Here is a 14,384-nt window from a genome sequence, read left to right as displayed (position 1 = left end):
ATGACCCCTTAGAGCTTCAGCAGGTTGGCGTCGTCGACGGAGGCCGACCGGCGGGCACGGAAGACGGCCATGATGATGGCCAGCCCGACGACGACCTCGGCGGCGGCGACGACCATGACGAACATGGCGATCACCTGGCCCTCGAGCGACCCGTGCATCCGGGCGAAGGTCACGAAGGCGAGCGAGGCGGCGTTGAGCATGAGCTCAACCCCCATGAAGACGACGATCGCGTTGCGGCGCAGGAGCACGGTCGACCCGCCGATCGCGAAGAGGATCGTCGCGAGGTAGATGTAGTTCATCGGGCTCACCGGCGCTCACCCCCTTCGGTCGTGGAGTCGGTGTCCTCGAGCTCGCGGTACCGGGTCGGCGTGGTGACCTGGTCCCGGGCGACGAGCACGCGGTTGAGCGAGAGGTCGGAGGTGCTGCCGTCGGGCAGCAGGGCCGGGGTGTCGACCGCGTTGTGGCGCGCGTAGACACCGGGCACGGGGAGGCCGGCGAGGTGGCGTCCCTCGCGGAAGCGGCGCTCCATCCACTCCTTCTGCGTCGGCTTGGCGATGATCCGCTCGCGGTGGGCGAAGACCATGGCGCCGAGCGCGGCGACCGTCAGCAGGCCGGCGGTGACCTCGAAGAGCCAGACGTACCTGCCGAAGACGAGGTAGGCGATGCCCTCGACGTTGCCCGGGTCGGTGTTGACCTCGGCCAGGCTCGGGTCCCCGTCCCAGGCGACCCGGCCGATGGCGGCGAAGAGCACGAGCAGGGCCACGAGGGAGACGAGGGCGGTCAGCAGGCGCTGGCCCTTGAGCGTCTCGACGAGCGAGTCGGCGGCGTCGACGCCGACGAGCATGACGACGAAGAGGAAGAGCATCATCACGGCGCCCGTGTACACGAAGATGTGCACGACACCGAGGAAGGGCGCCTCCTGCAGGAGGTAGAAGACGCCGAGGACGATCATCGTCGTCACCATGCCGATGGCCGCGTGCACCGCCTTGCGGGCGAAGAGCAGCGCGAGCGCCCCGGGGACGGCGATGCAGCTGAGGATCCAGAAGACGACTGCCTCACCGGTGCCGGTCATCGGGCCTCCCCCGTCTCGTCGGTGCCCACGGACGCGGCGGCGTCCTGCTCGGCGCGGGCGGCGGCGTGCTGCTCGACCCAGGCGCGCTGCTCGGGGGTGGCCGTGGCGACCTTGCCCTGGTAGTAGTCGCGCTCCTCCATGCCCTCGACCATCGGGTGCGGCGCGGGGAGCATGCCCTCCTGCAGCGGGGCGAGCAGCTGCTCCTTGGTGAAGATCAGGTCGGCGCGGTTGTTGTCGGCGAGCTCGTACTCGTTGGTCATCGTGAGCGCCCGGGTCGGGCAGGCCTCGATGCAGAGCCCGCAGAAGATGCAGCGCAGGTAGTTGATCTGGTAGATGTGCCCGTACCGCTCGCCGGGGCTGAAGCGCAGCCCCCGCTCGTCGTCGTTGTCGCCGCCCTGGACGAGGATCGCGTCCGCCGGGCAGGCCCAGGCGCACAGCTCGCAACCGACGCACTTCTCCAGCCCGTCCGGGTGACGGTTGAGCTGGTGGCGCCCGTGGAACCGCGGCTGGGTGGGCCACTTGACCTCGGGGTACTCCTGGGTGGCGACCTTGCGGAACATCGTCGCGAAGGTCACCCCGAATCCGGCGACAGGGGCGAAGAGGTCCGAGAAGAACCCTCCCTGGGACTCGTCAGCCACGGTGCTCCTCCTGGGGGCTGGACGGGGCGGTGGGCGCGGGCGCGTCGGCGATCGCCGTGCCGCCACGGGACGGCTCGACGAGGCGCTGACCGGGCATCGGTGGCACGGGGTAGCCCTCGGCCCACGGGTCGATCTCCTCGGGCACGACGGCCGCCTCCTCCTGGGCGCGGGTGCGGGCCTCGACCTTGGTCTCCCAGATCCACGTCGAGCCGAGGACGAGGACCGCGAGGACGGCGACGATGATCAGCGAGGAGATCGGGAACTCACGTCCGAGCAGGCCGACCGTGCCGTCCCCGAAGAAGCCGGCGTCGGCGCCGCGGATGAAGGCCACCGCGATGACCCAGGCGACGGTCACCGGGATGAGGAACTTCCAGCCGAAGCGCATGAACTGGTCGTAGCGCGTGCGCGGGAGCGTGCCGCGCAGCCAGACGAAGAAGAACATGAAGAGCCAGAGCTTGACGGTGAACCACAGCAGACCCCACCAGCCGGTGTTGAGCATGCCGTCGCCGATGGCGGCGATGCCGGGAGGCGCCTGCCAGCCGCCGAGGAAGAGCGTCGTGGCCAGGGCCGAGACGGTGAACATGTTGATGTACTCGCCGAGGAAGAACATCGCGAAGCGCATGCCCGAGTACTCGGTGAAGTAGCCACCGACGATCTCGCCCTCGCCCTCGGCGAGGTCGAAGGGCAGCCGGTTGGTCTCGCCGACCATGGTGATCACGTAGATCACGAAGGAGACGCAGGCCGGGACGATGTACCAGAGGTCGCTCTGGGCGGCGACGATCTCGCTCGTGCTCATCGAGCCCGAGTACATGAAGACCGCGACGAGCGCCAGGCCCATGGCGATCTCGTAGGAGATCAGCTGGGCCGTGGCGCGCAGGCCGCCGAGGAGCGGATAGGTCGAGCCGGCCGACCAGCCGCCGAGCACGATGCCGTAGGCCGCGACACCCGCGACCGCGAGGACGAGCAGCGCGGCGACCGGCAGGTCGGTCAGCTGCAGGGGCGTGTGGTGGCCGAACATCCAGACCATGCCGCCGAGCGGCATGATCGAGAAGGCGACGAAGGCCATCGACGCGAAGATCACCGGCGCGATGGTGAAGATGAACGCGTCGGCGGCCTTGGGCCGCACGTCCTCCTTGAGCATCGACTTCATGCCGTCGGCGAGCGTCTGCAGCAGGCCGAAGGGGCCGTTGCGGTTGGGGCCGGGACGCTGCTGCATCCGACCGATGATGCGGCGCTCGAACCAGATGACGAGCAGCACCGAGACGAGCAGGTAGACGAAGAGCAGGAGCGCCTTGACCACCGACAGCCACAGCGGGGTGTCGCTGAAGTCCGCCGCCACCGGCTTGTCCGCCGCGGCGGACAGCGCGCCCAGCCCGGCGAGCGTGGAGAACCCGGTCATGCCGCACCACCCTTGGTCACGGAGACGATCGCTCCGGCTCGGCCGGAGAGGCTGCGCAGGTCACAGCTCTCCGAGTTGGTCGGCAGCCACACGACGTGGTCGACCATGTCGTGGACGAGCACCGGCACGGTGACCCGCACGTCGTCGGCGCTCACGGTGACGAGGTCGCCCTCGGCGACCCCGAGGCCCTGCGCGGTGACCGGCGAGACGAGGGCCCGCGGCGCCCGGGCGGTCCCGGCCAGGAAGGGCTCGCCGTCCTGCAGGGTGCCCTTGTCGAGCATGAGCCGCCAGGTGGCGAGCACGAGCTCGCCGGTCCCCGGCTGCGGCACCGGCGCACGGCGCACCCGCGGCGGGTAGCCCTGGGCGCGGGGTGCACTCGTGGACTCCAGGGAGCGGCGGGCCTCGGCGACGGTGCGGGTGCCGAGGAACTCGCCCATCTCGTCGGCCAGCATGTGCAGCACCCGGTGGTCGGGCAGCGCGGTCGTGTCGAGCGAGGCCTCGAAGGGACGCACGCGCCCCTCCCAGTTGACGAAGGCACCCGCGCGCTCCGCGTGCGGGGCGACCGGCAGCACGACGTCGGCGTGCTCGGTGACGCTGCTCGGCCGGATCTCGAGGGAGACGACGAAGGCGCGCTCGAAGGCCTGGGCGGCCAGCGGCTCGGCGAGGTCGTGGGCGTCGACGCCGCCGACGACGAGTCCGCCGAGCGTGCCGTCGGCCGCGGCCCGGACGATGCCGGCCGTGTCGAGGCCCTGCTCGCCGGGGAGGCAGCCGGCCTCGATGGCTCCGCGCTCGCCCGCGCGGCGCGGGACCCAGGCGATCTCGGCGCCGGTGGCGTCGGCCAGCTCGGCGACCGCGGCCAGGGCGCCGGGGACGGTCGCCATGCGCTCGCCGACGAGGATGAAGGCACCCTCGCCGCGCAGCGCGGCGTGGGCCGTGGCGATCGGGTCGCCCTCGGCGCCGGGGGCGCTCGCGCCGGCCAGCGCGGTGAGGACCTCGGTCTCGGTCCCCGGGGCGGAGGGGATGAGCGTGCCGCCCAGCTTGTCGAGACCGCGGGTGGCCAGGGGCGCGATCGCGTGGATCGAGGTCTTGGCCTTGCGGTAGGCCTTGCGCAGCCGCAGGAAGAGGATCGGGCTCTCCTCCTCCGGCTCGAGGCCGACGAGGAGCACGGACCCGGCCCGGCCGAGCCGTTCGTAGGTGACGCTGCCACTGGTGGGCGTCGTCCCCGCCACGTGTCGCAGGAGGAAGTCGCGCTCCTCCGCGGAGTGCGGGCGGGCGCGGTGGTCGATGTTGTCGGTCGCCAGGACCGAGCGGGCGAAGGTCGCGTAGGCGTGGGCGTCCTCGACGCTCACGCGGCCACCCACGAGGACGCCGTGGCCCTGCGCGGCGCGCAGGCCGGCCGCGGCGGTGGCGAGGGCCTCCTGCCACGAGACGACGCGCAGCACGCCCCCTTCGTCGCGGACCATCGGCAGCTCGAAGCGGTCACCCAGGTTGGCGTAGGCGAAGGCCCAGCGCCCCTTGTCGCAGTTCCACTCCTCGTTGACCTGCGGGTCGTTGCCGGCCATGCGCCGCAGGACCGTGCCCCGGCGGTGGTCGGTACGAAGGGAGCAGCCGTCGGCGCAGTGCTCGCAGACGTCGGGGGTGGAGACGAGGTCGAAGGGACGCGACCGGAAGCGGTAGGCCGCCCCGGTGAGCGCCCCGACCGGGCAGATCTGGACGGTGTTGCCCGAGAAGTAGGACTCGAAGGGCTGCTCCTCGTAGATCCCGACCTGCTGCAGCGCCCCGCGCTCGACGAGCGCGATGAACGGGTCGCCGGCGACCTGGTCGGAGAAGCGGGTGCAACGGGCGCACAGGACGCAGCGCTCGCGGTCGAGGAGGACCTGCGAGGAGATGTTGATCGGCTTGGGGTAGGTGCGCTTGACGTCCTCGAAGCGCGAGGTGGCCCGGCCGTTGCTCATCGACTGGTTCTGCAGCGGGCACTCGCCACCCTTGTCGCAGACGGGGCAGTCGAGCGGGTGGTTGATCAGGAGCATCTCCATCACGCCCTGCTGCGCCTTGTCGGCCACGGGCGAGGTGTGCTGGGTGCGCACCTGCATGCCCTCGCTCACCGTCATGGTGCAGCTCGCCTGGGGCTTGGGCATCGGCTTGACATTGCCCTCGCGGTCCGGCGTCGCGACCTCGACGAGGCACTGCCGGCAGGCGCCGACCGGCTCGAGGAGCGGGTGGTCGCAGAAGCGCGGGATCTCGATCCCGGCCTCCTCCGCGGCGCGGATGACGAGGGTGTCCTTGGGCACCGCGACGGCGATGCCGTCGATGCTGAGGTTGACCAGCTCGGGCCGGGCCTCGGCCACGGTCTGGTCCTTGTCGCTCGTGGCGGTCATGCGGATACCTGCTCCTTGGCGAAGAGCGTCGAGGCGGCGGGCGGGAAGAGTTCCGCGGCCGGCGTGTGGCAGCCCGCCTCGAACTCCTCCCGGAAGTACTTGACGGCGGAGGTGATCGGGCTCGTGGCACCGTCCCCGAGGGCGCAGAAGGAACGGCCGAGGATGTTGTCGCAGATGTCGACGAGCTTGTCGATGTCCTCGGGGGTGCCCGTGCCGTGCTCGATGCGCTCGAGGATCTGGGCCAGCCACCACGTGCCCTCGCGGCACGGGGTGCACTTGCCGCAGGACTCGTGCTTGTAGAAGTCGGTCCAGCGGCTCACGGCGCGCACGACCGAGACGGTGTCGTCGAAGATCTGCAGCGCGCGCGTGCCGAGCATCGAGCCGTGGGCGGCGACGGACTCGAAGTCCAGCGGGACGTCGAGGTGCTGGTCGGTGAAGATCGGCGTCGACGAGCCACCGGGCGTCCAGAACTTCAGCGGGTGGCCCGGGTCGCGCATGCCGCCGGCCATGTCGATGAGCTCGCGCAGCGTGATGCCGAGCGGCGCCTCGTACTGGCCGGGGTGCTTCACGTGCCCGGACAGGGAGAAGATGCCGAAGCCCTGGGACTTCTCGGTCCCCATGTCGGAGAACCACTCGGCGCCCTTGCGCACGATGAGCGGCACGGAGGCGATCGACTCGACGTTGTTGACGACCGTGGGGCGGGCGTACAGGCCGGCGACGGCGGGGAAGGGGGGCTTGAGCCGCGGCTGGCCCCGTCGCCCCTCGAGGGAGTCCAGGAGGGCGGTCTCCTCGCCGCAGATGTAGGCACCGGCACCCGCGTGCACGGTGACGTCGAGGTCGAAGCCGGTGCCCAGGACGTCCTTGCCGAGGTAGCCCGCCGCGTAGGCCTCCTCGACCGCGCGCATGAGGCGGCGGTAGACGTGCACGACCTCGCCGCGCAGGTAGATGAAGGCGTGGTTGCAGCCGATGGCGAAGGAGGTGATCGCGACGCCCTCGACGAGGAAGTGCGGGGCCGCCATGAGCAGTGGGATGTCCTTGCAGGTACCCGGCTCGGACTCGTCGGCGTTGACGACGAGGTAGCGAGGGCCGCCGTCCGGCGGGGGCAGGAAGCCCCACTTCATGCCGGTCGGGAAGCCGGCGCCGCCGCGGCCGCGCAGGCCGGAGTCCTTCATCGACTGGACGAGGTCCGTCGGGTCCGTCTGCAGCGCCTGCCGGAGGGCGGCGTACCCGTCGTTGTCCTCGTAGGTCCCGAGGGTCCAGGACTGCGGGTGGTCCCAGAACTTCGTGAGGATCGGCGTCAGCGTCGTCACTTGTCGTCCTCCTTGGCCTGCTCCTGCGCGTCCTGGCCACCGGGACGCTCGTCGGGCTCGTTGACCGGGGTGTCGACGGAGCCCTGCTCGCCGACGGCGATGCCGTCGAGGGAGGCGCCGGCGGCGTCCGGGCTCGTGGCGACGGCGTCGTCACCGGGGGCGGTCCACCCTTCGCGCCTGGCCAGCTCCACCCCGCGCAGGGACGCGGGCCCGGCGCCGACGCCCTCGTCGGCCAGGCCGTCGGGGAAGCCGGCGAGGACGCGGGAGACCTGGGTGAAGGTGCACACCCGGCTCGGTCCGCGGGTCGGCGCCACCGGGACGCCGGAGCGCAGGTCGTCGACGAGCCGCACGGTCGACTCGGGCGTCTGGTTGTCGAAGAACTCCCAGTTGGTCATGACGACCGGGGCGTAGTCGCACGCGGCATTGCACTCGATGCGCTCGAGGGTGATCTTGCCGTCCTCGGTCGTCTCGTCGTGGCCGATGCCGAGGTGCTCGCTCACCGTGTCCCAGATCTGGTCGCCGCCCATGACGGCGCACAGCGTGTTGGTGCAGACACCGACGGTGTAGTCGCCGTTGGGGTGGCGCTTGTACTGGGTGTAGAAGGTCGCGACCCCCGAGACCTCGGCCGTCGTCAGGCCGAGGGTGGTCGCGCAGAAGTCGATGCCACGACCCGTGACGTACCCGTCCTCGCTCTGCACGAGGTGCAGCAGCGGCAGCAGCGCCGAGCGCGGCTGCGGGTAGCGGGCGATGACCTGCTCGGCCTCGACGGAGAGCCGCTCGAGCACGTCGGCGGGGTACGGCTCCTTGCTCTCCGAGGGCACGTGCAGGTGCCCCGAGGCGGTCTGCTCACCGAATCCTGAGCTCATCGGTCGACTCCTCCCATCACCGGGTCGATGGAGGCGACGGCGACGATGACGTCGGCGAGGTTGCCCCCTTCGCACATGGCCGCGACGGCCTGCAGGTTGTTGAAGCTCGGGTCCCGGAAGTGAGCCCGGTAGGGGCGGGTACCGCCGTCGGCGACGACGTGGCAGCCGAGCTCCCCCTTCGGCGACTCGACCGCGACGTAGGCCTGGCCCGGCGGGACGCGGAAGCCCTCCGTCACCAGCTTGAAGTGGTGGATCAGCGACTCCATCGAGGTGCCCATGATCTCGCGGATGTGGTCGAGGCTGTTGCCCATGCCGTCGCCGCCCACGGCCAGCTGCGCCGGCCAGGCGATCCGCTTGTCGGCGACCATGACGGGGCCGGGGTTGCGCTGCAGCTCGTCGGTCACCTGCTCGACGATCCGCAGGCTCTCGCGCATCTCGTCCAGGCGGATGCAGAGGCGGTCGTACGCGTCGGCACCGGTGCGGGTGACGACGTCGAAGTCGTACTTCTCGTAGCCGCAGTACGGGCTGAGCTTGCGCAGGTCGTGCGGGAGCCCTGTGGAGCGCAGGACGGGACCGGTGATGCCCAGGGCGGTGCAGCCCGTGAGCGAGAGGACACCGACGTCCTTGGTGCGACCCTTGAAGATCGGGTTCTCGAGGAGCAGCTTCTCCAGCTCGCCGATGCCCCGGCGCACCTGCGGGACGGTCTCGCGGATCTTGTCGATCGCACCGTGCGGCAGGTCGGAGGCCACGCCGCCGGGGCGGACGTAGGCGTTGTTCATCCGCAGTCCGGTGATGTTCTCGATGACCGAGAGGATCCGCTCCCGCTCGCGGAAGCCGATCGTCATGATCGTCGTCGCGCCCATCTCCATGCCGCCGGTGCCCAGGCAGATGAGGTGGCTCGAGATGCGGGTGAGCTCCATCATCAGCACGCGGATCGCGCTGGCCCGCTCGGGGATGTCGGCGGTGATGCCCAGGACCTTCTCGATCGCCAGGCAGTACGCGGTCTCCTGGAACATCGGGGTCAGGTAGTCCATCCGGGTGCAGAAGGTGACCCCCTGCGTCCAGGTGCGGAACTCCATGTTCTTCTCGATGCCGGTGTGCAGGTAGCCGATGCCCGCGCGGGCCTCGGTGACCGTCTCGCCGTCGAGCTCGAGGATCAGGCGGAGCACGCCGTGGGTCGAGGGGTGCTGCGGACCCATGTTGAGGACGATGCGCTCCTCGGGGTTCATCCCGAGCTCGCCCATCTCCTGGTCCCAGTCACCCCCCTGGACGTTGACGACGTGGCCCTCGGCGAGGTCGTCGGCACCCGGGGTCGAGTGCACCCCCGCACTGTGCGTGTACGTGGCCATCAGCTGTACGACCTCCGCTCGTCGGGCGGCGGGACGGTGCCGCCCTTGTACTCCACCGGGATGCCACCCAGCGGGTAGTCCTTGCGCTGCGGGTGCCCGGCCCAGTCGTCCGGCATGAGGATGCGGGTGAGCGCGGGGTGCCCGTCGAAGACGACGCCGAACATGTCCCACGTCTCCCGCTCGTGCCAGTCGGCCGCCGGGTAGGTGGCGACGACGCTCGGGACGTGTGGGTCGGCGTCGGGTGCGGTGACCTCGACGCGCAGCCGGCGGCCGCCGTGCGTGATCGACAGCAGGTGGTAGGCGACGTGCAGCTCGGCGCCCTCGTCGTGAGGGAAGTGCACGCCGGAGACCGACATGCACATCTCGAAGCGCAGGTCGGGCCGGTCACGCAGCGCGCGCATGACGACCGGCAGGTCGTCGCGGTGCACGTGCAGGGTCAGCTCGTCGGCGTGGACGACGACCCGCTCGAGCAGGTCACCACCCGTCGCGTCGGCGAGACGGTCGACGACCTCGTCGTACCAGCCGCCGTAGGGGCGCTGGGCGGCGCCGGGGAAGGCGACCGTGCGCTTCAGGCCGCCGTAGCCAGAGGTGTCCTGGCCCTCGCGCGCGCCGAACATGCCCCGGCGCTCGTCCCGGACGACGGGTGCGCGCTCGGGCGGGACCTCCCCTTCGCCCTCGGGCCGGACGTTGGTGTACTCGACCGGACGGTTGCCGCCGACGAGACCCGAGGTGTCGGGGAAGCCCTTGTTGGCCGTGCCGCCGAGGCCCGGACCCGTGGGGTGGACGCCGTCGGGCGCCGGCGTGCCGACGTCCTTCTTCTCGTCGCTCATGCCAGGAGGTTCCTTCCGAGCAGGCCCTCGTGGTCGTGCGTCGGGGGCTGCAGCTCCGTCGGGGTGGCGCCGAGCGCCGCCTGCTCCGCGGCACGGGCCGCGGCGACCCGGTTGACGCCCAGCGGCGTGCTCTGGATCTGCTCGTGGAGGGTGATGATCGCGTTGAGCAGCATCTCCGGTCGCGGCGGGCAGCCGGGCAGGTAGATGTCGACCGGGATGATGTGGTCGACGCCCTGGACGATCGCGTAGTTGTTGAACATGCCGCCGGAGCTGGCGCACACGCCCATCGAGATGACCCACTTGGGGTTGGCCATCTGGTCGTAGACCTGGCGCACGACCGGGGCCATCTTGTTGCTCACCCGGCCGGCGACGATCATCAGGTCGGCCTGGCGCGGCGTCGCCGCGAAGCGCTCCATGCCGAAGCGCGCCAGGTCGTAGTGCGGCGTGCCGACGGCCATCATCTCGATGGCGCAGCAGGCCAGGCCGAAGGTGGCCGGCCAGATCGAGGCCTTGCGCATGTAGCCGGCAAGGTGCTCGACCGTCGTGAGGGCGATGCCCGCGGGCAGCTTCTCCTCGAGTCCCATGTCTTGTCTCCGTCCTCGTCAGTCCCACTCGAACCCACCGCGACGCCACACGTAGGCGTCGGCGATGAAGAACGCGTTGAACAGGAAAAGCACCACGGCACCGAGGGTGAAGGCCCCGAGCTCGTCGAACGCGACAGCGAAGGGGTAGAGGAAGAGCGCCTCGATGTCGAAGATGATGAAGAGCATCGCGGTCAGGTAGTACTTCACCGGGAAGCGACCACCCTCGGATGCCTGCGGCGTCGGCTGGATGCCGCACTCGTAGGCCTGGGCCTTCGCCGCGTTGTAGCGGGCCGGGCCCACGACCAGGCTCGTGCCCACCGAGACGATGGCGAAGCCGAGCCCCAGCAGGAACAGGATGAGCAGCGGGATGTACGGGTTCATCGCTGCGCCTCGCTTTCTGACATGTGATGCACGCCACCGATCCTAGGGGTGGCCGGCAGCACGCCGACGCCGGGCTCACGCATTGGGAGCCACCTTGGTCATGAGCTGGACGAGCCGGTCGTCGAGACCGCCGCCCTTCTCCTCCGGGAGGTTGGCCATGAGCTTGAGCATGAACTTCATGAGGGTCTGGCGCGGGAGGCCGTACTTCGTCGCCAGGCGCATGATCTCGGGCTTGCCGATGAGCTTGGCGAACTGCGCGCCGAGGGTGAAGTAGCCGCCGTGCATGTCCTTCATCCGGCCGACGTAGGACTGGAGCACGCGCTCGCGGTCCGCGGCGGTCGGCCGGGCGAGCGCCTGCACGATCGTCTCGGCAGCGGCGTGACCGGCCTCGAGGGCGTAGTCGATGCCCTCGCCGTTGAAGGGGTTGACCATGCCGCCGGAGTCACCGACGAGCATGAGGCCGTCGGCGTAGAGCGGCTGGCGGTTGAAGGCCATCGGCAGCGCCGCCGCGGTGATCTCGCCGGTGATCGTGTCCTCGTTGATGCCCCACTCGGCCGGCATCGTCTCGACCCAGCGACGCATGACGTCCTTGTAGTCGGTGCGGCCGAAGGCCTCGGAGGTGTTGAGGACGCCGAGGCCGATGTTGGAGCGGCCGTCGTTCAGGCCGAAGAGCCAGCCGTAGCCCGGCATGAGGATCCGGCCGCCGTCGGGGGTGGTGGACCACAGCTCGAGGTGGCTCTCGAGGTAGTCGTCGTCGTGGCGCGGGGTCTCGTAGTACGCGCGCACCGCGACGGCCATCGGCCGGTCCTCGCGCTTCTCGCGGCCCATCTTCACCGACAGGCGGGAGGAGACGCCGTCCGCGGCGACGACGACGGGGGCCCGGTAGGTCTCGGTCTCGCCCGTGGCGCGACCGCGCTCGTCGACGACCTTCGCGACGACGCCGACGATGCGCCCCCCTTCGTCACGCAGCGGCTCGGAGACATTGCGTCCCTCGAGGAGCTCGGCCCCGCTCGACGCGGCGTGGCGGGCGAGGACCTCGTCGAGGTCCTGGCGGGCGCGGACCATGCCGTACCCGGGGAAGGAGGTGACATCGGGCCAGTCGAGCTGCAGCCGCATGCCGCCGCCGATGATCCGCAGGCCCTTGTTGCGCGCCCAGCCGTCGGTCTCCGACAACGGGATGCCGAGGTTGATCAGCTGGCGGACCGCTCGGGGGGTGAGCCCGTCCCCGCAGATCTTGTCCCGGGGGAAGCGGGACTTCTCCAGCAGGACGACGTCCTTGCCGGCCTTCGCCAACCAGGCCGCGGTGGCGCTGCCACCCGGTCCGGCCCCGACGACGATGACGTCGACGCTGCGGCCACCCTCGGCCGCCGGCAGTGCACTGGTCACGAAACTTCCCTCAGCTGCTTGTGAAGCATTTCACGATCGCCGGGAAGCCTACTCTTTTGGAACAACGAGGCGGACACAGGTTCACCTAACCTGCGGGCGCGTCCGGACGAAGGGGGACTCAGCCCGCCTTGACGGCGCGGTGCAGGGCGACGATCCCGCCCGTGAGGTTGCGCCACTCGACCCCCGACCATCCGGCGCCCTCGATCATCCGGGCCAGCGGCTCCTGCGCGGGCCAGCTCTGGATCGACTCGGCGAGGTAGACGTAGGAGTCCGGGTTGGAGCTCAGCCGGCGGGCGACGGGCGGGAAGGCGGCCATGAGGTACTCGCTGTAGACCGTGCGGAAGGTCTTGTTGACCGGCTGGCTGAACTCGCAGACGAGCAGGCGCCCACCCGGTCGGGTCACGCGCAGGAACTCGCCGAGCGCCACCTCGGGCTGCACGACGTTGCGGAACCCGAAGGACATCGTCACCACGTCGAAGGACGCGTCGGCGAAGGGCAGGCGGGTCGCGTCCGCGGCGGCGAAGTCGAGCTCGGGGCTCTGCTTCAGGCCCTGGCGGAGCATCCCGAGGGAGAAGTCGGCGGAGGCCACGTGGGCGCCCGCCGCGCGCAGCGGGAGGGAGGAGGAGCCGGGACCGGCGGCGATGTCGAGGATGCGCTGGCCCGGCCTCGGGTCGATGGCGGCGACCACGGCCCGACGCCACAGCCTCGTCTGCCCCAGCGACAGGACGTCGTTCATCAGGTCGTACTTCGCGGCGGTCTCGTCGAACATCGCGGCGACGTCCTTGGGGTCCTTCTGGAGGGTGGCGCGGCTCATGTGCTCATCCTCGCACCCGCAGTCGTACGCTGGACCGCGACATGACCTCTCCATCGCCCGCCGACGTCCCCTCCACCTCCGGCGTCCCGCACCCCGCGCTCGTCGTGCGGACGGTGTCCGTCCCCCTCCCCCGCGTCACGGACCTGCTCGGGCTGCTGCCCGAGCCGGACGACGCGGGCGACATCGTCTCCTGGGTCCGCAAGGGCGAGGGCCTCGTCGGCTGGGGCCGGGTCGCGACCTTCCGGGCGACGGGTCCGCACCGTTTCGAGCAGGCGCAGGAGTGGTGGCGCGAGGTCACCGCCGAGGCGATCGTGCGCGACGACGTCGACGAGCCGGGGACCGGGCCGATCGCCTTCGGGTCGATGGCCTACTCGCGCCGCTCCCTCTCCGAGTCGGTGCTCGTCGTCCCCGAGGTCGTCGTCGGCCGTCGCGGCAACCTCGCGTGGGTCACGACGATCACGACCGACGCCACGGTGCCCCCCGCGGACCAGGTGCTCGCTCGCCAGCCCGCGCCGCACGGCCCGGGACCGGTGGCCTTCGCCGACCGGGACCTCACCGCGGAGCGCTGGGCCGAGGCCGTCGAGGAGGCCGTCCGCCGGATCAACGCCGGCTCGCTCGACAAGGTCGTGCTCGCCCGCGCCGTCCAGGCGACCGCGCAGAGGCGCATCGACCCGCGGTGGCTGCTGCAGCGGCTCGCCGCGGACTACGACACGACGTGGGTCTTCGCGGTCGACGGCCTCGTGGGCGCCACCCCCGAGATGCTCGTGCGGCTCGAGCGCGGCCTCGTCACCTCGCGCGTGCTCGCCGGCACGATCCGGCGCACGGGTGACGACAGCCACGACCTCGCGCTCGCCGGGTCGCTGGCCCGCAGCAGCAAGGACCTCGAGGAGCACGAGTACGCGGTGCGCTCGGTCGCGGACGCCCTGACCGACCACACGTCCTCGATCAACGTGCCGGACTCCCCCTTCGTCCTGCATCTCAACAACGTCATGCACCTCGCGACGGACGTCGCGGGGGTCGTCGACGACGACTCGACCTCGCTCGCCCTCGCCGCGTCGCTGCACCCGTCGGCCGCCGTGTGCGGCACGCCGACGCCGGTCGCCGACGGGGTCATCGCCGAGCTGGAGCAGATGGACCGCGGGCGCTACGCCGGGCCGGTGGGCTGGATGGACGCCTCGGGCGACGGCGAGTGGGGCATCGCGCTGCGCTGCGGCTGGTACGAGGACGCGACCTCGCTGCGCCTGTACGCGGGCTGCGGGATCGTGGCCGGGTCGGTCGCCGGGGACGAGGTCGCCGAGTCCGTCGCCAAGCTGCTGCCGATGCGGACGGCGCTCGGCGGCTGACCCTGCGTGAGACTCGGGTCATGGCCGCAATTCC

14 protein-coding genes are annotated in these 14,384 nt (G+C 71.0%); 1 reads left to right on the top strand and 13 read right to left on the bottom strand.

Annotated elements, in window-relative coordinates; translation table 11 throughout:
• Positions 1-8 precede the first annotated feature (8 nt).
• The 13 genes from nuoK to ABC138_RS05740 form a co-directional block, all read right to left on the bottom strand.
• Positions 9-308 (bottom strand): NADH-quinone oxidoreductase subunit NuoK, encoded by a 300-nt coding sequence (gene nuoK / locus ABC138_RS05800; RefSeq protein WP_068326286.1) that lies wholly within the window; start codon positions 306-308, stop codon positions 9-11.
• Positions 305-1,072, bottom strand: coding sequence for an NADH-quinone oxidoreductase subunit J (locus ABC138_RS05795; protein ID WP_068425623.1), 768 nt, complete (start codon positions 1,070-1,072; stop codon positions 305-307). Before ABC138_RS05795 ends, nuoK begins: the two co-directional genes overlap by 4 nt.
• Positions 1,069-1,710: an NADH-quinone oxidoreductase subunit NuoI gene (gene nuoI, locus ABC138_RS05790; RefSeq protein WP_068425626.1), complete on the bottom strand. Its 642-nt coding sequence runs from the start codon at positions 1,708-1,710 to the stop codon at positions 1,069-1,071. The genes ABC138_RS05795 and nuoI overlap by 4 nt, the downstream gene beginning before the upstream one ends.
• A complete protein-coding gene (nuoH, locus tag ABC138_RS05785; RefSeq protein WP_068326297.1) occupies positions 1,703-3,109 on the bottom strand; it encodes an NADH-quinone oxidoreductase subunit NuoH in 1,407 nt (468 codons plus the stop codon). Before nuoH ends, nuoI begins: the two co-directional genes overlap by 8 nt.
• The gene (locus tag ABC138_RS05780; protein WP_345913007.1) at positions 3,106-5,487 is read right to left on the bottom strand and encodes an NADH-quinone oxidoreductase subunit G; all 2,382 of its coding nucleotides are present in this window, start codon (positions 5,485-5,487) and stop codon (positions 3,106-3,108) included. Before ABC138_RS05780 ends, nuoH begins: the two co-directional genes overlap by 4 nt.
• Positions 5,484-6,797 (bottom strand): NADH-quinone oxidoreductase subunit NuoF, encoded by a 1,314-nt coding sequence (gene nuoF / locus ABC138_RS05775; RefSeq protein WP_345913006.1) that lies wholly within the window; start codon positions 6,795-6,797, stop codon positions 5,484-5,486. The genes ABC138_RS05780 and nuoF overlap by 4 nt, the downstream gene beginning before the upstream one ends.
• Complete coding sequence (gene nuoE, locus ABC138_RS05770) at positions 6,794-7,663, bottom strand: NADH-quinone oxidoreductase subunit NuoE (RefSeq protein ID WP_068326305.1); 870 nt, start codon at positions 7,661-7,663, stop codon at positions 6,794-6,796. Before nuoE ends, nuoF begins: the two co-directional genes overlap by 4 nt.
• Positions 7,660-8,985: an NADH-quinone oxidoreductase subunit D gene (locus ABC138_RS05765; RefSeq protein ID WP_345913005.1), complete on the bottom strand. Its 1,326-nt coding sequence runs from the start codon at positions 8,983-8,985 to the stop codon at positions 7,660-7,662. Before ABC138_RS05765 ends, nuoE begins: the two co-directional genes overlap by 4 nt.
• Before the next feature lie 26 nt (positions 8,986-9,011).
• Entirely contained in the window at positions 9,012-9,842 is an 831-nt protein-coding gene (locus tag ABC138_RS05760) for an NADH-quinone oxidoreductase subunit C (RefSeq protein ID WP_345913004.1), read from the bottom strand.
• A complete protein-coding gene (locus ABC138_RS05755) occupies positions 9,839-10,426 on the bottom strand; it encodes an NADH-quinone oxidoreductase subunit B (RefSeq protein WP_068326311.1) in 588 nt (195 codons plus the stop codon). The genes ABC138_RS05760 and ABC138_RS05755 overlap by 4 nt, the downstream gene beginning before the upstream one ends.
• Positions 10,427-10,444: 18 nt before the next feature.
• Positions 10,445-10,807 (bottom strand): NADH-quinone oxidoreductase subunit A, encoded by a 363-nt coding sequence (locus ABC138_RS05750; RefSeq protein WP_068326314.1) that lies wholly within the window; start codon positions 10,805-10,807, stop codon positions 10,445-10,447.
• Between the two features lie 75 nt (positions 10,808-10,882).
• Entirely contained in the window at positions 10,883-12,193 is a 1,311-nt protein-coding gene (locus ABC138_RS05745; protein WP_068326317.1) for a geranylgeranyl reductase family protein, read from the bottom strand.
• Positions 12,194-12,311: 118 nt separating this feature from the next.
• On the bottom strand, positions 12,312-13,007 hold the full coding sequence (locus tag ABC138_RS05740; protein ID WP_338538707.1) for a demethylmenaquinone methyltransferase: 696 nt from the start codon (positions 13,005-13,007) through the stop codon (positions 12,312-12,314).
• Between the two features lie 41 nt (positions 13,008-13,048).
• On the opposite strand from ABC138_RS05740, the gene ABC138_RS05735 reads away from it, so the two are divergent.
• Positions 13,049-14,350, top strand: coding sequence for an isochorismate synthase (locus tag ABC138_RS05735; protein WP_345913003.1), 1,302 nt, complete (start codon positions 13,049-13,051; stop codon positions 14,348-14,350).
• Positions 14,351-14,384: the final 34 nt, after the last annotated feature.

The sequence above is a fragment of the Janibacter sp. LM genome, from assembly GCF_039631275.1.
Taxonomy (GTDB): Bacteria; Actinomycetota; Actinomycetes; order Actinomycetales; family Dermatophilaceae; genus Janibacter; species Janibacter terrae.
The sequence above is the reverse complement of the archived record's forward strand: the minus strand, read 5'-3'. Positions and strand labels throughout refer to the sequence as shown.

What these genes read in the sequence shown, in the direction of transcription:
- ABC138_RS05760 (WP_345913004.1), bottom strand. Translation starts at nt 9,842, where the DNA reads ATGAGCGACGAGAAGAAGGACGTCGGCACGCCGGCGCCCGACGGCGTC.
- ABC138_RS05795 (WP_068425623.1), bottom strand. Translation starts at nt 1,072, where the DNA reads ATGACCGGCACCGGTGAGGCAGTCGTCTTCTGGATCCTCAGCTGCATC.
- nuoE (WP_068326305.1), bottom strand. Translation starts at nt 7,663, where the DNA reads ATGAGCTCAGGATTCGGTGAGCAGACCGCCTCGGGGCACCTGCACGTG.
- ABC138_RS05755 (WP_068326311.1), bottom strand. Translation starts at nt 10,426, where the DNA reads ATGGGACTCGAGGAGAAGCTGCCCGCGGGCATCGCCCTCACGACGGTC.
- ABC138_RS05750 (WP_068326314.1), bottom strand. Translation starts at nt 10,807, where the DNA reads ATGAACCCGTACATCCCGCTGCTCATCCTGTTCCTGCTGGGGCTCGGC.
- ABC138_RS05780 (WP_345913007.1), bottom strand. Translation starts at nt 5,487, where the DNA reads ATGACCGCCACGAGCGACAAGGACCAGACCGTGGCCGAGGCCCGGCCC.
- nuoH (WP_068326297.1), bottom strand. Translation starts at nt 3,109, where the DNA reads ATGACCGGGTTCTCCACGCTCGCCGGGCTGGGCGCGCTGTCCGCCGCG.
- ABC138_RS05735 (WP_345913003.1), top strand. Translation starts at nt 13,049, where the DNA reads ATGACCTCTCCATCGCCCGCCGACGTCCCCTCCACCTCCGGCGTCCCG.
- ABC138_RS05740 (WP_338538707.1), bottom strand. Translation starts at nt 13,007, where the DNA reads ATGAGCCGCGCCACCCTCCAGAAGGACCCCAAGGACGTCGCCGCGATG.